Source organism: Mesorhizobium alhagi CCNWXJ12-2 (genome assembly GCF_000236565.1).
Lineage (GTDB): Bacteria > Pseudomonadota > Alphaproteobacteria > Rhizobiales > Rhizobiaceae > Allomesorhizobium > Allomesorhizobium alhagi.
The window spans coordinates 1-18,768 of sequence record NZ_AHAM01000079.1 but is presented as its reverse complement, the minus strand read 5'-3'; the positions used below and the strand labels follow the sequence as shown (position 1 = coordinate 18,768).

Here is an 18,768-nt window from a genome sequence, read left to right as displayed (position 1 = left end):
GCCCTCTAACACCTGGAAAAACAGGCGTTTATGGACGGGCACTAGACTAGCGCGAACCTTCTACGCGGCTTTCTACCGCGTTCTCCGTGCCTCCGGCATGGCGCATGCACGAATGCTCTGACATATCACACCGTGGCGACGTGACCGAAGGCAACGGTCGTGTCCCCTGGCCCTCAAAAGACGATCGTCTTGTGGCCATTGAGCATAACGCGGCCTTCGAGATGCAGCTTCACGGCGCGCGCCAGAACCCGGCTCTCGATGTCGCGTCCGACGGCCACAAAATCGTCAGCGCTCTGGGCGTGGGAGACACGCTCCGTCTCCTGTTCGATGATCGGTCCCTCGTCCAGGTCGCCTGTCACGTAATGCGCCGTTGCCCCGATCAGTTTGACGCCACGCTCGAACGCCTGATGATAGGGCTTGGCGCCCTTGAAGCTCGGCAGGAAGGAGTGGTGGATGTTGATCGCCCTGCCTGAGAGGCGGGCGGACAAATCGCTGGAGAAGACCTGCATATAGCGGGCGAGAACGACGAGTTCGGCGCCGGTCTCCTCCACCAGCCGCACGAGCTTCTGCTCCTGCTCGATCTTATTGGCCGCGGTCACCGGCCAATGGTGAAACGGCAGCCCCTCAAGCTCGGCGGGGCGCCGGCCACTCTCATGATTGGAGACGATGGCGACCACCTCCGCGTTCAGCCAGCCGACGCGGATCTGGTAGAGAAGATGCAGCAAGGCGTGGTCGAACTTCGACACCATCACGACGATCTTCGGACGCCTGAACTGGTCGACTATCGACGCTGTCATGCCGAACTTCCCAATGGGAACCGCTAGCGCGCGCTCAAGGCTGGGGGGAGTTGCATCGGCAGGCCCGGCAAAGGCGATCCGCATGAAGAAGCGGTTCGTCTGGCGATCCCAGAATTGGCTGCTCTCGGTGATATTGGCGCCAAGCCGGGCCAGTTCTGTGGTAACCGCGGCCACAATGCCGGGACGGTCGTCGCAGGACAGGGTGATCACATGGGCAGGGGCGCCAGCAACTACGGACTCGGCTGGCCGCGAGTTCGAGGCATTCATTGCTTCTCGATCCTGTCCATGAAAGCGCGCAATTGGGCGAGGTCCATGTGTACGACGTGGCGATCTTCCGGAAAAGCCTTGCGCTCGACATCGGCCACGAATTCCCCAAACGCCGCGACGCGCTCCGCCTGCAGCCGATCGAACTCGGCTGCGAAGTTGCGGTAGACCTTGGAATGGCGCGGCATGTGTCCGCGGTTCTGGCCGAGCACGTCTTCGGCGAAGAGATATTGCGCGTCGCAGCCCCTGCCCGCCCCCATGGAGATCATGAACAGCGACGTGCGTTCGGAGATGGCGGCGGCGACTTCCACGGGCACCACCTCGATCTCCGCTCCGAAGGCGCCCGCCGCCTCCAGATGCCTGACCGCGGCCAGGATCTCGAGCGCGCTTTCGGCGGTCTTGCCGACAGCCTTCCAGCCGCCGGTCCAGGTCCGGCGCGATGGAATGAGGCCGACATGGCCGATCACCGGGATCGCTTCGTCCGCCATCCGCTTGATCGTTGCGTAGCTCGCGCTGCAATAGACGGCGTCGGCGCTGGCCTTGTACATTTTGAACGCCCAGCGCAGGAAATCGTCAGCCGTGCCGATTTCGTAGAAGTTGTCCCCCGGCATCGAGAAGAGGCTCGGAGCGGCGTCGCGGTACCGGGGGTCGAGCAGGAGGTCGGGCGGGATCGAAACGATATCGATGCCCGCCTGCTCGGCGGCTTCGGCTTCTTCAATCGTCATGACGCGCAGCATGGTGAGCTGGCGCTTGCCCTTCATTGCGCGCAGGTCGGCGATGGTCGGTCTGGTGCGGCTCATATTCATTCCCTTTACGCAGCGAGCAGTGCCTTCAACTTGGTGTCGGCGGCCGCCAGCTTGTCGCGCGGCGGTCTCGCCTTTTTGGCGATGAGCATTTCGGCCAGTCGTATGTCGCGGGCGACCGCATTCCCCTGCCCGATGCCACTCGCCGCGACGAGCCTGCCGTCGGCTGCGAGGTGGAACAGAATGAACGCGCCCTCTCCGGCCTCCCGGCGCACCGTCTCGACGCCCTCGTCGACGAGCCCGGCGATCTGGAGCGACAGATCGAACTGATCCGACCAGAACCACGGGATCGCCGCGAAGTTCTCCTGCCTGCCCAGCATGTTGCGGGCGGCCAGGTTGCCCTGATCCTGGGCGTTGCGCCAGGCTTCGAGGCGGACCCGCCTGCCGGCATAGACGCCAAGCGGAAAGGAACAGCAGTCGCCCGCGGCGAAGATATGCGGATCGGACGTCGCCATGCGCTCGTCGACGCGGACGCCATTTTCGACCGCCAGCCCGGCACGTTCGGCGAGATCAGTGTTCGGGATCGCGCCGATGCCGACGATGCAGGCGTCGGCGTCAATCGAAGCGCCGTCGGCCAATGCGATGGAGACGCCATCGCCATGGTCGACGATAGCGGTGACGGCCGCGCCGCATCGTAGGTCGACGCCGCTTTTCGCGTGGGCCTCATGCAGGACCGCTGCGATCTCCGCCGGCACGGCGCGCGTGAGGAGACGCTTCTCGGTCTCGATCACCGTGACCGCGCAGCCTAGCATTCGCGCCGCTGCGGCGAGCTCCAAGCCGATGAAGCCTCCGCCGATCACCGCGATGCGGGCGCCGGGCCGCAGGTGCGCACGAATGACCTCGGCATCGTCATGGGTACGGAGGTAGACGCATCGGCGGGAGTTTTCCGCCATCGCCAGCCTCCGGGGACGAGCGCCCGTAGCCAGGAGCAGCTTTTCATAGCCAAGGGAAACACCGCTTTCCAGTTTTACCTCGCGGGCGGCGCGATCGATGGAGATCGCAGCAGCGGAGAGAACCAGCCGTATGCCTGCCTGCTCGAAGCGCCCGGCGTCCGCGATGGCCTTCATGCCTGCGCCGGCCAGAGCCATCGCGTCCTTGGACAGAGGCGGGCGTTCGTAAGGCAAATGACGCTCGGCGCCGATCAGGCTGACAGGTCCTGTATAGCCCCTCTCGCGCAGCGCGAAGGCGGCCCGCGTGCCGGCTTCGCCGGCGCCGACGATGACCATGCCCGCCTCAGCCATGGACGCCGCCGATCTCGATCATGACCTTTCCGGCTTCCACCTTCACCGGATAAGTCTGGAGATTGACGCAGACTGGCGCGCCCCTGGCGGCCCCGGTCTTGTAGTTGAAGCGACCATTATGTTTAGGGCATTCGATGATGTCATCCATCACCAGCCCGTCCGCCAGATGCACCTTCTCGTGCGTGCAGAGGCCGTCAGTCGCAAAGAACTCATCTTCGGGCGAGCGGTAGATGGCAAACGTCCGGCCGTGATGGTCGAAGCGGATCACATCCTCCTCGTCCACGTCGTCTACGGCACACGCCACGATCCATTCAGGCATAGTCTTGTTCCATTGGTCTCTGGAGACGCCTCATGATCGGCGTCGGGATTGTTGGTCAGGGGGACTACTCGGCGGCGGCCGATACCGTCAGGTCATGGAATTCGCCGCGATAGGGCCGCGCCGTCGGCGGCAGGTCGCGCTTCAGGAAATAATCCTCGTATTTCAGTTGCTTGAGAAGCACCGGCCAGACTTCGCGATAGGCGTGCCACATCGAGGGATTTGCCTCGGGCAGGTCGTGCTTGATCAGCTCGTGCAGCCGGGGCAGCGCATGATAGGGGACCATGGGGAACATGTGGTGCTCCACATGGTAATTCATGTTCCAGTAGATGAACCGGCTGATCGGATTCATGTAGACGGTGCGCGTGTTCAGCCGGTGATCGACGACATTGTCGGCCAGGCCGATATGTTGAAGCAGGCCGGTCATGACCATGTGCCAAGTGCCATAGAGGCGAGGCAGGCCGACCAGCATCAGCGGTAGCCACGACCGAATGGCGATTGCGAGCGCCACCGTCGCGACATAGATCGCCACGTGCCAGCGCGCGGCGACGATTGCCTTTGGCCACTCCATTTCCGGAATGTAGCTCTTCTCATCGGCCGAGAGATTGCCGAGCGCGTTGCGGAAGAGCGTCGGCAGCGAGTATCGGAAATCCAGTAGGCCAGTGAACGTCAGAGCCGCTTTCAGAAGGTCCGGCGGCCGCATGACGGCGATCTCGGCGTCGCGGCCGACGATGATCGTATCGGTGTGGTGCCGCGCGTGGCTCCAGCGCCACGTCACCGGATTGCGCATCAGCATGAACGAGGCGATCTGATAGACGACATCGTTCATCCAGCGCGTGCGGAACGCGGTGCCGTGGCCGCATTCATGCCAGCGCGAGTCGCTCGCCGAGGCGTAGAAGACGCCGTAAACGAAGAAAAAAGGCACGCACCACCACGTGCCCCAGAACGCAATCGCACCGGCCGCCGAGAGGAGAAGGACGCCGAGCCAGACGATCGTGTCGCGGATGGCGGGCCCGTCCGAGCGCTGCATCAGTTCCTTCATCACCTTGCGCGGAGCCTCGGTGTGATACCACTCGGCCGAAGCAAGACCGGTTTCGATCGCCCTGCGCGTGCTTTCGCCGACGAGGCTGTAGTCGCGCTTCTTCTTTTCCACGATAGTCATCGTCTTCTCCAAGATCCGCCTTTTGTCCTGTCCTTGCCGATCCTCCTCCCGCGTCTCTCCCGAATGCCGGCTCTCCTGCCGATCTTTTCTTGCCTCATGACCGCGATCCTTCGGCAAGGTTGGGGAACCTGCCCGACGGCGCCGGAAAATCCTCCTCCGGCTGTCTGGCGATCGAGGCTATCCGGCGCTCGGCCTCGTCGATTTCAGCCTGCCCGTCGAGAACCCTGAAAGTCGCCTCGTAGGAGCGAGACTCGTCGTGTTCGAGCCAGATCATCTCGCCGCGATCGCGCGCGGCGGTGTTGCCGAGCGCATGGTGCGTCGACGGCTCGATCCCCATGGCGTATTGGCCGGCCTGGAAATTCTGCCATTGGTACATGCAGGGAAGCTGGTCTTTCCGGGTCACGACTTCGAAGCCGAGGCCGATCCGGTCGTTGGCCACCGCGACCGGAACCAGGCCGTCTGCGTCGGCGTCAAGCTCGTGCTGCCAGACCTGCTCGCGAAAGTTCGCGCGCGGCGCGGGCAGCGTGCGGTAGCCCACACTCTGTGCGCGATAGGCCTCGCCGGCATGGGCCGCCCAGACCACATCCCTCACCGGCGCTAGATAGCGCGAGCCTTCGTCGACCAGAGGGTGGCTCACATTTACATGATAGAAATACATATGCGGCGTGCGCGCGAAGCCGTGATTGACGACGCGGTCGGAGATGCGGATCTCGTTGCCGCCAACATCCGCCTCGATCCGGCGATGCAGATGCAGGTCTTCGCCGAACACCGCCGATTGCTGGACGACGCCTTCCGCCCACAGCACGCAGCGGTCGCCATCCCAGCGCTCGCCGTAGCCGGTGAGCCGCGCCGGAATTGTGCTGATCCGCCCGTGCAGCGAATGGCGCACGCTCTTCTTGCCGGGATAGTTGTAATTGTCGGCGGGCGCCTCCTCGGGACCGAGGATGTGGTCCAGGCCGCATGTCAGGAGCAGACCTGAAAACGACCGTGCCCAGGCAAGGCCGCCCTCGCCTTCATATTCATGCAGCGCCGGGTGGCGGAAGCCGCTCGGCGAATGCCAGCCGATCGCCTGGCCCTTGTAGTCGCAGTCGGCGATGTCGAGCGCCCGGTCGACCAGCGCGGTGAACCGAAGTCCGCTGCCGGTCCGGAACTCAAGCATGCGGATGCCGCGCTCGACTCCGTCGCCCAGCGTCATCAGCCGCACGCCGGCAAATTGCGAGAGCATTCCGGACCGTTCCGAAACCTGCCTGCGCGTCAGGGTCTGGCCGTAGAGCTGAACCATCAGCGCGCCTTCGCTTCCTTGACCAAGGTCGATACGTCGACGCCCATGATGAGGCTCTCGACCGTCAAGAGGTCGGTGTCCTCGACGGCGCGTTCCGCTACGATCTCGCCGCGGCGCATGATAACGATGCGGTCCGCCACCTGGAAGACGTGATGGATGTTGTGAGTGATGAAGAGCACCGTGTGGCCGGCATCGCGCACCTCCTTGACGAACCGCAGCACGCCGTGGGTCTCCTCTACGCCAAGATTGTTGGTCGGCTCGTCGAGAATGATCACCTTGGCGGCGAACTGCATCGCCCGCGAAATCGCGATCGACTGCCGTTCGCCGCCCGAGAGCGTGTCGACCGGCGCATCGGCGTCGAGCTTTTTGGAGATGCCGACCCGCCGCAGCAGCGCCGACGCGGCGCGCCGCAACTCCGGAAAGTCGAGCGGCGCAAACACGCCCAGGAAAGGCAGTTTCACGGGCTCGCGGCCGAGGAACAGGTTGCGTGCGATCGAAAGGTCGGGCGCAAGCGACGTGTCCTGGTGAATTGTCTCGATGCCGAGGTCGATCGCATCGCGCGCCGAGCGGATCGACGCTTTTTCTCCCCGGACGTAGATGTCGCCGCCATCGACCGGATGCACGCCCGAAATCGCCTTAATCAGCGTCGACTTGCCGGCGCCGTTGTCGCCCAAAAGCGCGACGACTTCCCCTTCTCGAAGGGTCAGCGACGCGCTTCGCAGGGCGTTGACGCTGCCGAACGATTTGCGCACGCGCTCCAGGCGCAGGACTTCAGCCGTCATCGCCGTACGCTCCGCCTCTGGATCATCGCGTGCAGGATCAGCATCACGAGGATGATCGCGCCGACGAAGATGTTGAAGGCGAGGCCCGGCACGCCGATCAGCACGATCCCGTTGCGGATCGCGCGCAGCATGAAGGCGCCGACGACGGTGCCCAGAATGGTGCCGCGCCCGCCGGTAAGCGCGGTGCCGCCAACGACTACCATGGCGATCACTTCGAGCTCATAACCTGTTCCCGCGACAGGCGAAGCGGCGGAAATCCGGAAGGCGCTGATCATGCCGGCAAGGCCCGAGAGCACCGAAGCCGTGATGAACAGCCAGATCTTGACGGCGTCGGCCGGCACGCCGCGCGCCACCGCCGCGCTGCGGTTCGAGCCGATGGCGCTGATCCAGTTGCCGACCTTGGACCAGTTCAGGACGTAGGCGCAGACGAGCGTCAGCCCGATGAACCAGAACAGCGACGTGTAGAGCCGGAACGGGCCGAGATCGAAGCTGCCCGCGAGAAGCGTGACGAAAAACCCCGGCTGGTCCCAGGATTTGAGCGGAAATCCCTGCGTGATGTAGAGCGCCACCCCGCGCACGATCAGAAGCATCGACAGCGTCACCAGAAAGGACGAGATGCCGATCTTGGTTACGATGATTCCGTTGATCGCGCCGATGGCGATGCAGACCACGAGGCCGACGAGCAGGGCTAGGCCGATGTCAACGCCCGCTGTCTGCGCCAGCAGCATGACAAGCACCGGACCGAGCGCGAAGACGGCGCCGACGGAGAGGTCGAACTCGCCGGCCGTGAGCAGGAGCGTCATGGCGAGCGCCATGATCCCCAGTTCAGGCAGGAACGCCATCATGTTGGAGATGTTGAGCGGCGACAGGAAGTTGGGATTGGCGAGCGAAAACGCCGCCAGTACGATGGCGAGGATGATCAGCGAGGCGACCTGCGGCGTCGCCATCAGACGACGCCACCTGCCTCCCCGCTCTTCCATTCTTTCCGTTACCGCCGCCATGACCGCATCCATGTTCGTCTTCTGTTGGAGCCGCTGTCGGGCTCACTCGCCATAGAGCTTGAGTATCGGCTCGTAGCTTGACTTGTCGTAGAGGCTGAATGTCTGGATGTCGTAGCCGATCGGCTCGCCCGAGGCGGCAAGGTTGAGCAGCGCCACAGGCATAAAACCCTGCGCTGAGGGGAACTGCCAGGCCGCGGCGTTGAAGTAGCCGTCACGCACAGCTTCGGCGACATCCTTGGAATTGCCCCAGCCGACCACCGGGATCGAGCCGGCCTGTATCCCCCCATTGTCGAACACCTTGCGGACGGCGGCCGCCACAGAGTCGCCGAGCGCTATGATCGCCGGCGGATTGTTGGCGAGCATGTAGTCGCTCATCTTGGCGATGATGCCGGCCGGGTCCGTCCCGGCGTCGACGACATCGTACTTTACGCCGAGCGGATCGAAGACGCTGGCGATGCCCTCCGTCTCGAGCTGCTGGTAGCTGGCGCCCGGCACCTCCACGGGCAGGAACACCGTGTCGCCCTCCTTCACCAGCTTGTTGTCGACCAGGTACTTCGCCCAGATCACGCCCGCTTGGCGGAGATCCGCGCCGACATAGGCCTGGCGGCCGGTCGCCGTGTCGTCGGTGTTGAAGAAAACGATCGGAATGCCCGCATCCTTGGCCGCCTGAACTTCGGCGTTCCAGAGACCCGGCTGCGCGGAGGTGGTGCCGATACCATCCGCGTTCGCGGCGATCGCCGAGTTGAACGCTTCCTTCTGGGCTGCCATGTCGCCGCCCGAGAAGGAAATGTTGCAGGTGACGTTCAACTGTTCGCAGGCCCTGGTCGCCCCTGCGTTCCAATCGAGCCAGAAGGCGTCGGACGGGCCGCCATGCGACAGCAGGTAGAACGTCTTCTTCCCTTCCTGCGCGTGGCCCGGCGTTGCAAAGGCGGCGCAGGCCAGAAGCGCCGCAGCCGCGAATTTCACGGTCGATTTCAACATCAGGTCATTCCTCCCTTTCACTTGGTCTCAGAGGCCGTTCTGGCGGAACTTGCCGTCGAGGAACTTCTTTGCGCGCGGCACATCGTCTTCCGACAGGTGCTCGATGATCATCGGGATGTTCGGGTGCTTTTCTGCGAGCCGCTGCAGATAGAGATCGTAGTTCAGTGAACCCAGGCCGGGGGCCGGCAGCTCGATCTCGCCCACGCCGCGGAAAGTGTGGCTCTCCAGCGCGTCCTCATCGCCGATGTCGGCATGCTTCTCCGTCTTGTCGTCGCCGGAACGCTTCACGTCCTTGGCATGCGCGATCCTGATCTTGTCGGTCAGCGTGTCGAATACCTGGTTCAGGATCTGGTCCATCCTGTCGATATTGTGTGTCTCGAAATAGTTGGTCGGGTCCATCAGCAGGCCGAGACCCGGATGATCGACCTGCGCGAACATCTTCACCGTCTCCTCGACCGAGCCGACGACGTTGTTGACGTAGGTCTCGAGCAGGAACACCGCGCCGTGGTCGTAGGCGGTCTGGGCCAGATCGGCGATGACTGTACGGCACTCCTCGAAGCCTTCCTCCGTCTTGTTCTTCGGGTGGTGAACCCAGTCGGACTCGGTGTTGTAGGTGCCGGTTTCGGAGATCACGTATGGCGAGCCGAACAGGCGGGCGTTCCTGATGATCTCCTTGAGGTAGCCGACACGCTTCTCGCGTTCGCCCTTGTCCGGGTGGATGATATTCGTGTAGCCGGAGATGCAGCAGATCGGCAGGTTGTGGTCGCGGAACATGTCGCGGACCTGCTTCGCTTTCTCCCTGGTGATCTGTCCGGCCGAAAGATCGACGTCTTTAAAGTGCAGGTCGAGCTGGACGGTGTTGAAGTCCAGCGCGCGAATCTTCCTGGCGGTCTCCTCCAGGCTGTAGGGAAAGTATCCCGTGAAAATACCGGCTTGCATCATGATGTGAACTCCTCCCGAATGTGGCTTCAGTTGATCGCGATTTCTGAAAGTCTGACCGTGCGGCCCTCGGCGATGGACCGATAACCGGCCTCGACGAGCGCCATGGTCTTGACGTTGTCGGCGACGGAGAGCGCCGGCGGCGTGCCGGTGGCGACTGCATGCTGCAGTTGCTCCATCACGCCGATGAAGGCGTGCGGAAACCACATCGTGTCCCAACTCGGCGTCACCCACTCGCCGCCAGTGGTGCGCGCGGAAGCGTAGCTCAGGGTTGAAGCCGCGCCGATCGGCCAGCCGATCGTGCCACGCGCGACGCCCTCGGTGCCTTCGACCCGCCAGGTGATGTGCTGGTCGTCCTGGTAGCCGTCCTGGCGTGGACCGGACCAAACATCCTCCAGCGACACGGCCATGACGCCCGACGGGAACTTCATCGTGGAAATGGTGATGCCGTCCGAATGGTCGAACCGGGTGCGCGGATCCTTGCGCGTCAGCGTCGTGATCTCGTCGGGGTCGCCGAAAAGGAAGCGCAGCGCATCGAGATGGTGGACGCTCATATTGGCAAGCGTCAGCCGGTCGTAGTCCTCGAGAAAGCCCTGCCAGTGCGGGATCGCATGCATGTCGATCTGTGCAAACACTATTTCGCCGAGCGCGCCCTGCTCGATGATCTGCTTCAGAACGCGCATCGACTGGTCGTAGCGCATGTTCTGGTTGACCGAGAGTATCTTGTCGGCGGCCTTCGCCTCGTCGCGGAGCTTGATCGCCTCGCCGAGCGACAGGGCCAGCGGTTTCTGGGCGAGGATCGCCTTGACGTGCGGTTGCTTCAGCGCGTGGCGGATGAGCGCCGGCTGCTGGTCGGGCGGAAAGGCTAGGTCGATGATCTCGACCTGGCTGTCCTCGATCAGTTTTTCGGGCGTGTCGTGGACGGTGGGAATATCCCAGCGTTCGGCGACCTTTCGCGCATTGGCCTTGGTCCGGGAGGCGATCGCGACGACCGGGAAGCCGGCTTCCTTGTAGGCCGCCAGATGGCACTCAGCCATGATCATGCCTGCCCCGATGCAGCCGATCCTGTATTCCCTGTTGCGGACTTTCACGTCCGGCTCGAAGTCGGCGGCTTGCGCCATCAGATCTCTCCCTGTCGTTCCTTGTGCGGCGCTGCTCATCGCGAAAGCGCGGTCCCGTTCCGCGAAAAGAGATGGACCGCAGCCGCGTCACAGCTAAGCGCGACCATCGTTTCCGGCCTGATGTCGGGCTGACCGCGCATCAGCGCCCTCACCCGCGATGGCCCGGCATCGACCGTGACCACCGTGTAGCCGCCGAGCGGCTCGACCTCATAGACCCGCGACGGCGTTCCTGACTGGCCCTGCGTCCACGCCGACACCTTGATGTCCTCCGGCCGCACACCGACTTCGGCGATTTCGGCGACGCCGGCCAGGCCTTCTACGGCGATCGCACCGTCCGCCACGCGAATGTCTCTGCCACTGGCGGTCGAGGGCAGGATGTTCATCATCGGCGAGCCGAGCAGGCGCGCCACATAGGTGCTGGCCGGATGGTCGTAGATCTCGAGCGGCGCGCCGACCTGCCGGATCACGCCTGCTTCAAGGATTGCCATGCGGTCGGCCACCGACATCGCCTCCTCCTGGTCGTGTGTCACATAGATCAGCGTCTTGCCGAGTTCGCGCTGGATGCGCTTGAGTTCGACGCGCGTTTCTTCGCGCAGGCGGGCATCGAGCGCCGAGATCGGATCGTCCATGAGATAGGCGACGGGATCGCGCACCAGCGCCCGGGCGATGGCCACGCGCTGGCGTTCGCCGCCGGAAAGCTGGGCGGGCTGCTTGTGGAGGATATGGCCGATGTGGAGCTTGGCGGTGACGTCGGCGAGCTTCCGCTCGATCTCGGCCTGCGGGACTTTTCGCTCGGCGAGCGGGAAGCGGATATTGTCGCGCGCGCTCATGTGCGGAAACAGCGCAAGGTTCTGGAACACCATCGCCACATTGCGCTCGGCCGGCGAAACCGCATTGACCGGCTTGCCGCCGATCAGGATCTCGCCGTGATCCGGCATTTCCAAGCCGAGGATCAGCCGCAGGATCGTCGACTTGCCGGATAGCGGCGGGCCGAAGAAGCAGAAGAACTCGTTGTCATGGATCGTGAACGACGCGTCCGACAGCGCGACCGTGCCGCCGTAGCGCTTGCCGACATTCCGGAAGGCGATCTCAGCCATTGCCCGAGCCTCCGATTGCCTGGCCGGTCGCCCGATCGAAGATCCGCACCGCGTCCATGTTGGGCGTCACGATCGCCGAAGCGCCGAAGACGGCTGGCTGATCGTTGTCGAGAACCACCTTGATGGCCGAAGCGCCCTCGCCGAGATGGACGATCGTGCGTGCGCCGATGCGCTCGACAGCGGTTACCGGCGCGGCAATCCCGCGGCCTTCTCCCGCAAGCGTCGCCTGCTCGGGCCGGAATCCAAAGAGGATCTCGCCCGAATGGCTGCGCAGCGCGTTCGCCAGCCGCTCCGGAAGCGGAGCAGTCGCGCCAAGGGGGCCGAGATCTATCACCAGGCCGCGGTCGCTCTCCGCCGGCCGTCCCGGCAACAGGTTCATGCCGGGCGCGCCGATGAACCGCGCTACGAAGACGTTTGCCGGATTGTTGTAGACGTCGATCGGCGTGCCGACCTGCTGCAATACCCCGTGATCCATCACGGCGATGCGGTCAGCCATCGTCATCGCCTCGAGCTGGTCATGGGTGACATAGACCATGGTCTGCCTGAACTGGCGCTGCAGGTGTTTCAGCTCGGTGCGCATCACGGCGCGGAAGGCCGCGTCTACGTTGGAGAGCGGCTCGTCCAGCAGGAAAATCACCGGCTCCATTATGGCGGAGCGGCCTATAGCGACGCGCTGCAGGATGTTGACCGACAGCCGATCCGCCCGGCGGTCGAGCAAGCCGGTCAATTGCAGAAGCTCTGCGATGCCGCCGACGCGGCGGTCGATTTCGGCCTTCGGCATGCCATGCATGCGCGGCCCGTAGGACAGGTTCTGCCGCACGGTCATATGGGTGAAAATCGCGTAGTTCTGGAACACGAACCCGACCCCTCGCCGCCCCATCGGCACGCCGGACATGTTGCGGTCGCCGAACAGGATGCGCCCGGACGTCGGTTCCTCCATTCCGGCAATCATGTTCATGGTCGTCGACTTGCCGCACCCCGAAGGACCGAGCAACGCCATGAACTCGCCGTCGGCTATCTCGAGGTCCATAGTCTTCAGCGCGGTGAAATCGCCGAATTTCTTTACCAGGTTTTCCAGACGGATGGTGCTCATGCCCGCGCCTCCCGGGCCGCGGCCATGCGCTTCATGGCAAAGACTGTGGCGATGGAGAGCACCAGCAGGATGGCGAGCGCGATCGCCGCGACATAGCCCCAGATGAGGTCCTGCGTGGTGAGCTTGTAAATATAGACGGAGATGGTCTCGGTCGCGACACCCGGCCCGCCGCCGGTCATAATGTAGAGCGTGTCGAATATCTTGAAGTTCTCGATTACCCTGATCGCGAGCGCGATGATGATGATTGTCTTCATCTTCGGCAGAACGATCGTGGTGAAGCGCTGCCAGGCATTGGCACCGAGCAGGGTCGCGGCCTTCATCTGGTCTTCCGGCACGCCGACGAGCCCGGCGAGCAGGATGAGGAACATCAGCGGTGTCCATTGCCAGATATCGGCCATCATCACAGCGGCGAGCGCCAGCGTCGGGTCCGACAGCCAGGCGATTGCGACGCGGGTGCCGGTCAGCGCCGACAGGATGTCGTTCATCGGCCCGCCCGACTGGAACAGCATGAAGAACATGTAGCCGGCCACCGCAGGAACGACCATCATCGGCATGAGCAGGATCGAATAGAACAGCCGCTTGCCGGGGAAATCATCGGTAAACAGCGTCGCCAGGCCCAGCCCGAGCAGGAATTCGGCCGGGACGCAGACGATCATCACGACGAAGGTGCGCCAGAGCGCGCTCCAGAAGCGGTTGTCGGCTGCAAGATCGGTATAGTTGGCTAAGCTGTTCCAGAGCTCCCATGCATTCCACCAGCCGATGCCGGAAAGCGGCGACCAGTCCGTCAGGCTGATATAGAGCTGCATCAGGAGCGGGAAGACGGCGATGAAGAGCACCAGGATCTGCGCCGGCAGCGCCAGCCGGAAGCCGAGACGCGCGGCTTCGTCGCGGGCAACCGCGCGACCTTCAGCGGCGAGCGTCGCCATGGCGTCCTCCGAGGCGGTGGCGACGCTCATTGCTTCAGTGCCCCAAAGGTCAGGCCGCGCACGAGATGGCGCTGGATGGCGATGCCCATGATGACGGGCGGAACCGCCGCGATCAGGCCGAGCGCGGCCTTGGCGCCGTAGAGCTGGCCGGTCATGGAGGACGAGAGCGACGCCATATAGACAGGCACGGTGACCCATTCGCGCGTGGTCAGGAGCAGCGCGATCAGATAGTCCGACCAATTCAGGATGAAGACGAAAAGGGCGGCGCTGGCCAGCGGCGCGCGCATCATCGGCAGTGTGATCTTCGTGAACACCCGCCAGCGCGAGCATCCCTCGACCAGACCCGCTTCCTCGAGTTCGCGCGGCATGTCGTCGAAGAAAGTCTTCATCAGCCAGAAGGCGAAGGGCAGCGTGACGATGCCATAGACGAGAGCCAGGCCCCACCAGGTGTCGGTGAGGTTGAGAAACGCCCACATGATCATGACAGGGATCATGACCGCCATGGGCGGGAAGAGCCGCAATTGCGTCAGCGCCAGTGGCAGGTTCTGGCCGGAACCGAAACGGGAGAGGCCGTAGGCGGCGGCCGTGCCGGCCGTCATCGCAATCAGCGTCCCGAGGGTGGCGGACAGCAGCGACGAAAGGATCGGCTTCAGGGCGGTCCTGTCGAGCGCGACGATCAGGCTCGAATCGGACTCGCCGAAGATGAAGCGGAAGTTGGAGAGCGTCGGCGCATCCGGCCACCAGGTGAGCTCCGCTCCCGTCGCCGACCACTCGCCGATCGGCTTGAAGGCCATCGAAACCATCCAAAGGATCGGAATAAGCGTGACCGCGAGCGCCAGCAGGATGACGGCGTACCGGAATATCTCGAATGGAATTGAACGCTTCATGTCGAACGCTGATGCCGCTGGCTGTGAAGGCGGGAGGGACTGCTGGCGTCCCTCCCTTCCGGCTTGCTTGGGAGGATCAACTTACCGGATCGAGAATAGTGGGCCACGCCGCCTTGTTGGTCTTGATGGCCTCGAGCAGCTTGTCCTCTCCGGTGCGACGCGCGATCCGGAGCCATTCGGTTTCAGTGTCGGCCATCGCCTGCTCAGCCGTCTTTGCCTTGGTGAGCGCGGCGACGAGGTTCTCGTCGAGCGCATTGTGGAAGGCCGTGGCGCCGGGATAGTTGATGGTCGGCACCGTGCGGGCCACCGTCTCGCGCACCACGTCCATGTGGTAGGCGTGATAGGTCTGGCGCACCAGCGGATCGGAGAAGTCCGACAGGCGGAACGGATCGAAATATCCGCCGGGATTGGCGGTCATCCACGCATAGATCCGCGCCGAACCGAGCCACTGCAGGAAGAGGTAGCATGCCTCCGGGTTCTTTGCTTGCGAGGACACGGAAGCCGAGAGATTGAGCCACAGCACCGAGCGGCTCACCATCTTGCCGTCGACCTCGCGGCCGGGCGGCAGCATCGAGCCGATCTTGCCGGTGACGGCCGAATCCTTGTTCGCCGCGTTGTCGAGGAATTTCGGCAGGTTGGAGAAGGCGCAGGTCATGGCCGCGCCGCCCTTGGCGAAATTGCCGTACTGCTCGGGCCAGCCCCATGAAACCGCGTCTGGAGACTTGTAGGCCAGCGAGTCGATGTACTCGCGGGTCGCCGCGATGCCCGCCTCGGAATTGATCAGCGGCTTGCCGGTATCGTCGAACAGGAACTGGTTCGGCGAACCCATCGAAACGTAGCGTTGGTACCAGTTGGTATAGCCCCAGCCCTGGTTGCGGATGTCGGTCGAGCCGAGCAAATTCTTGTCCGGGCGATGGAAGAACAGCGAGATCTCGTCGAGTTGCTTCCAGGTCTTCGGTGCCGCCAACTCGTAGCCGTGCTTGTCGGCAAAAGCCTTCTTCTCGGTCTCGTCGCTGAAGAGATCGGTACGATAGACCCAGGTCTGGAAGTCGCCATCGAGCGACACACCGTAGGTGGAGCCGCGGTACTGGTTGAGCAGAGACACGCCGCTGGTGCCGTTGACGTAGCCGGCCTGCGGATCGTCCCATTCGGGCCGGTGTTTGGCGACGAAGTCGTCGAGCTTGATGATGCCGCCGGTTTCGGCGAGATCGCCCAGCCGGTTCCACTCGACCGCATAGATGTCGTACGCCCCACCCTTGGTGGAGATGTCCTGCATCGTCTTGGTGAATTCCTGGCCGTTCGGAACACCGACGATTTCCAGCGTGATGCCGGTTTCCTTCTCCCACAGATCCTTGATCGAAGGGGCGCCGGCGGGGAATGGCTGGGTCAACTGGCCGATGGAGCCATCCGAAAGGCCAAGCACGATCTTGTCGACCCCGCCGGCCTTCATCGCCTTGGCGGCCTCGACGGCGCGCCCCTCGGGCGTCTCGGGACCATACTGATACCGTTCGGCGCCATCGAAGCCGGTCGGGCCGCCGATCATGCCCGCGGCGAGCGCGTCAGCCGCGTAGGCGCGGCCCGGACGAATAAACTTTGGTGCAATACCGACCGCACCGATAAGCAAAGCAGCTTTTCCGCCGGACGCAAGCAGACCGCGCCGCGAGATGCGCACAAGGTTCGACATTGATTTCCTCCCTCCGGAACCACTTTAAGGACCCCGTATGAGGAATATTGACGTTGGCTCGTGAGGCTGTCAACATCATTTCAAATCAAAAATAATCATTCAGTGTATATCGAGAAGATAGCCGTGCAACTTCAAGCTCCTGCCGCAACGCAAAAATGCTGACGCAGCCCCACCATGATGTTATTTGAGGTGTTTTCGCTTGCTCCTTTCGGCTTGCGGTATGACCGTAGGCTCCCTAAACACCGTTGCGACGCTTGCCGCCCGTCCTTGCCCGGGTACATCTTTTTCCATCAGAATCACTCGGCCTCTGCCCAAGGCGGACACCCGTTCCACCTTGCTTGAAAGCTCTGCAGCATGCGTTCGACCCTCTTGGACATTGCACGTGAAGCCGGGGTTTCCGCCGCAACGGTGGACCGAGTGCTCAACAACCGCCCCGGCGTTCGCGACCGGACGCGCGAGATCGTCTTCGATACGGCAAAGAAGCTCGGCTACCTCGCCGCCGCCCCGAGCTGGGCGGGACGTAATTCCGGCCAGACGATCCGGCTCGATTTCGTCCTGCCTGTCGGCACCAACACCTTCATTCGGATGCTGCACGAACAGTTGAGCGCACAAGGCGCCGCAAGACCGGAACTCGACGTCCGCGTCAGTTCGATCGAGGGCTTCAACCCCGACACCCTGGCCCGCACGCTGCACGATTTGCACGGCAAGACCGACGGCGTCGGCCTCATCGCGCTCGATCACCCGACAGTCCGCGAGGCGATCCGGGCGCTGTCCGCCAAAAACATCAAGGTCGTGACGCTCGCGACGGACATTCTCCATGTGCCGAGGGTCGCCTATGTCGGCATCGACAACCGTCAAGCCGGCAGGTTGGCCGGCTACGTGCTCGGGCGTCTGCTGGGCACTAGCCAGCCCAGGAAAGTCGCGATGTTCGCCGGATCGCTGTCCTATCGCGGCCACCAGGAGCGCGAGATGGGTTTTCGGCACGTTCTTGCCGAAGAATTCCCGAACCTGGAGATCGTCGAACTGCGCGAGATGCGGGACGATCGCGAACGCGCCTATGCGGAAGCCGCCGCCTTGCTCGACCGGCACGACGATCTTGCCGGCATATACAATATCGGCGCGGGCAATCAGGGCGTCGCGCGCGCGCTCAGAGAGCGAAACCTCGAACGCTCGGTCGTGTTCCTCGGACACGAACTAACGGAAGGCACCAAGCAGCTTCTGCTCGACGGGACCATGGATGGCGTTATCGACCAGAACCCACGCGTCGAGGCCCGCGAAGCGCTCAACCTGCTCGAACACGCTGTGCGCGACCTCCCGTATGAAGGGCATCCGCCACGGCTGCACCTGATTTTGAAAGAGAATATCCCAGAAGTTTAGTTCTCGACGATGGGGGCAATCATCGAAGTCGCCTCACCGCAGGGCGATCGGCCTGCGGCAATCCGCATAAGGGTCAAAGGCAGATTGCAGGCGATGCGTCACCCCCGCACACGTTCGGCACCCGGTATTCGTAGAGTAGATGAGCATGGGGTAGAGAAGGCGCGCTCACTCCGGGAGCGCAAATACGGCGCACGGCGCGGCGATGCCGCGCAGCCTATGCTCGCCGAGCGGGACCAGCGGCTGCGTCGTTTCCGCCGCGAAGGCGTCGGACAGCAGCACCGTGCGGCCGAGCGGTCGGCACAGGCCCTCCAGCCGGCTCACCAAATTCACCGCCCGGCCGATCGCTGTAAAATCCAGCCGGTCGGCGGTGCCGATGTTGCCCCAAAGCATCTCACCGACATGCAGCGCCGTGCCGAACGGCAGCGGCGGCAGGCCTTGAGCGGCGCGGATGCGGTCGAGGTGGTCCATGCCGGCGCGCGCGGCGGCGACCGCGCGCAGCGCCGCATCGCATGCGGCCGCGGCATCGCGCTCTCCAATCGGGAAGATTGCCAGCACGCCGTCGCCGATGAACTTCAGCACCTCGCCGCCGAAGGCGTGGACGGCGCCGGCGACGCGATCGAACCAGCTGTCGAGCGCTGCGATCACCTCATTCGGCACGGCGGCCTCCGACAGTTCGGTGAAGCCGCGCAAATCGGCAAAGAGCAGTGCCGCCCGAATGGTCTCGCCGGGTTCGCGCCGCAGCCGGCCTGCCAGCACCTGCGCCGCGCTGCGCCGGCCGAGATAGGTCTCCAGTACCGCGGACAGCGTCGAGCGCGCGGCGAGCACGGCAAGCGGCGCGGCGGCGAAGCGCGCCACATCGTGCAGCAGCTCCAGTTCAGCCTTGTCGAACGGCCGCGTCGCAGCCCAGCCGAGCACCGCACCGTCCGGGGCAACGCCGCTGACCAAGTGCGGAGCGCCGACGAGATTCTCCTGTACGATACTGGCGCCGAGGCCTGCCAGCCAGTCGCGACCGACA

The 18,768-nt window shown here is 63.8% G+C and carries 18 protein-coding genes; 1 reads left to right on the top strand and 17 read right to left on the bottom strand.

Features of this window, described 5'->3' with window-relative positions:
- Nucleotides 1-173: 173 nt before the first annotated feature.
- The 16 genes from purU to MAXJ12_RS10795 all read right to left on the bottom strand — a co-directional run bounded on the left by purU (nucleotide 174) and on the right by MAXJ12_RS10795 (nucleotide 16,376).
- A complete protein-coding gene (gene purU / locus MAXJ12_RS10870) occupies nucleotides 174-1,064 on the bottom strand; it encodes a formyltetrahydrofolate deformylase (RefSeq protein WP_008835892.1) in 891 nt (296 codons plus the stop codon).
- On the bottom strand, nucleotides 1,061-1,861 hold the full coding sequence (locus MAXJ12_RS10865) for a 3-methyl-2-oxobutanoate hydroxymethyltransferase (RefSeq protein ID WP_040585782.1): 801 nt from the start codon (nucleotides 1,859-1,861) through the stop codon (nucleotides 1,061-1,063). Before MAXJ12_RS10865 ends, purU begins: the two co-directional genes overlap by 4 nt.
- A gap of 11 nt (nucleotides 1,862-1,872) precedes the next feature.
- Nucleotides 1,873-3,105, bottom strand: coding sequence for an NAD(P)/FAD-dependent oxidoreductase (locus MAXJ12_RS10860; RefSeq protein ID WP_008835890.1), 1,233 nt, complete (start codon nucleotides 3,103-3,105; stop codon nucleotides 1,873-1,875).
- Nucleotides 3,098-3,424: a MocE family 2Fe-2S type ferredoxin gene (locus MAXJ12_RS10855; protein WP_008835889.1), complete on the bottom strand. Its 327-nt coding sequence runs from the start codon at nucleotides 3,422-3,424 to the stop codon at nucleotides 3,098-3,100. Before MAXJ12_RS10855 ends, MAXJ12_RS10860 begins: the two co-directional genes overlap by 8 nt.
- 64 nt (nucleotides 3,425-3,488) lie before the next feature.
- A complete protein-coding gene (locus MAXJ12_RS10850) occupies nucleotides 3,489-4,583 on the bottom strand; it encodes a fatty acid desaturase family protein (protein ID WP_008835888.1) in 1,095 nt (364 codons plus the stop codon).
- Nucleotides 4,584-4,677: 94 nt separating this feature from the next.
- Nucleotides 4,678-5,865, bottom strand: coding sequence for an aldose 1-epimerase family protein (locus MAXJ12_RS10845; RefSeq protein ID WP_008835887.1), 1,188 nt, complete (start codon nucleotides 5,863-5,865; stop codon nucleotides 4,678-4,680).
- Nucleotides 5,865-6,647 (bottom strand): ATP-binding cassette domain-containing protein, encoded by a 783-nt coding sequence (locus MAXJ12_RS10840; protein ID WP_008835886.1) that lies wholly within the window; start codon nucleotides 6,645-6,647, stop codon nucleotides 5,865-5,867. The genes MAXJ12_RS10845 and MAXJ12_RS10840 overlap by 1 nt, the downstream gene beginning before the upstream one ends.
- Nucleotides 6,644-7,627 carry an ABC transporter permease gene (locus MAXJ12_RS10835; protein ID WP_040585778.1) on the bottom strand — a complete coding sequence of 328 codons (984 nt, stop codon included), beginning with the start codon at nucleotides 7,625-7,627 and terminating at the stop codon, nucleotides 6,644-6,646. The genes MAXJ12_RS10840 and MAXJ12_RS10835 overlap by 4 nt, the downstream gene beginning before the upstream one ends.
- A gap of 63 nt (nucleotides 7,628-7,690) precedes the next feature.
- On the bottom strand, nucleotides 7,691-8,629 hold the full coding sequence (locus MAXJ12_RS10830; protein ID WP_008835884.1) for a sugar ABC transporter substrate-binding protein: 939 nt from the start codon (nucleotides 8,627-8,629) through the stop codon (nucleotides 7,691-7,693).
- Between the two features lie 27 nt (nucleotides 8,630-8,656).
- Nucleotides 8,657-9,571 (bottom strand): sugar phosphate isomerase/epimerase family protein, encoded by a 915-nt coding sequence (locus tag MAXJ12_RS10825; RefSeq protein ID WP_008835883.1) that lies wholly within the window; start codon nucleotides 9,569-9,571, stop codon nucleotides 8,657-8,659.
- Nucleotides 9,572-9,597: 26 nt separating this feature from the next.
- Nucleotides 9,598-10,689 (bottom strand): Gfo/Idh/MocA family protein, encoded by a 1,092-nt coding sequence (locus MAXJ12_RS10820; protein WP_008835882.1) that lies wholly within the window; start codon nucleotides 10,687-10,689, stop codon nucleotides 9,598-9,600.
- 35 nt (nucleotides 10,690-10,724) lie between these two features.
- Nucleotides 10,725-11,786: an ABC transporter ATP-binding protein gene (locus tag MAXJ12_RS10815; protein WP_008835881.1), complete on the bottom strand. Its 1,062-nt coding sequence runs from the start codon at nucleotides 11,784-11,786 to the stop codon at nucleotides 10,725-10,727.
- Nucleotides 11,779-12,879 (bottom strand): ABC transporter ATP-binding protein, encoded by a 1,101-nt coding sequence (locus tag MAXJ12_RS10810; protein WP_008835880.1) that lies wholly within the window; start codon nucleotides 12,877-12,879, stop codon nucleotides 11,779-11,781. The genes MAXJ12_RS10815 and MAXJ12_RS10810 overlap by 8 nt, the downstream gene beginning before the upstream one ends.
- Nucleotides 12,876-13,835, bottom strand: coding sequence for a carbohydrate ABC transporter permease (locus MAXJ12_RS10805; protein ID WP_008835879.1), 960 nt, complete (start codon nucleotides 13,833-13,835; stop codon nucleotides 12,876-12,878). The genes MAXJ12_RS10810 and MAXJ12_RS10805 overlap by 4 nt, the downstream gene beginning before the upstream one ends.
- A complete protein-coding gene (locus tag MAXJ12_RS10800) occupies nucleotides 13,832-14,692 on the bottom strand; it encodes a carbohydrate ABC transporter permease (RefSeq protein WP_008835878.1) in 861 nt (286 codons plus the stop codon). The genes MAXJ12_RS10805 and MAXJ12_RS10800 overlap by 4 nt, the downstream gene beginning before the upstream one ends.
- 76 nt (nucleotides 14,693-14,768) lie before the next feature.
- Nucleotides 14,769-16,376 carry an extracellular solute-binding protein gene (locus MAXJ12_RS10795; protein ID WP_008835877.1) on the bottom strand — a complete coding sequence of 536 codons (1,608 nt, stop codon included), beginning with the start codon at nucleotides 16,374-16,376 and terminating at the stop codon, nucleotides 14,769-14,771.
- 354 nt (nucleotides 16,377-16,730) lie between these two features.
- Between MAXJ12_RS10795 and MAXJ12_RS10790 the strand changes: the two genes are divergently transcribed.
- The gene (locus MAXJ12_RS10790; RefSeq protein WP_008835876.1) at nucleotides 16,731-17,753 is read left to right on the top strand and encodes a LacI family DNA-binding transcriptional regulator; all 1,023 of its coding nucleotides are present in this window, start codon (nucleotides 16,731-16,733) and stop codon (nucleotides 17,751-17,753) included.
- A gap of 165 nt (nucleotides 17,754-17,918) precedes the next feature.
- Here the strand turns inward: MAXJ12_RS10790 and MAXJ12_RS10785 are convergent.
- A partial coding sequence (locus tag MAXJ12_RS10785; RefSeq protein ID WP_008835875.1) for an adenylate/guanylate cyclase domain-containing protein occupies nucleotides 17,919-18,768 on the bottom strand: 850 nt, incomplete at its 5' end.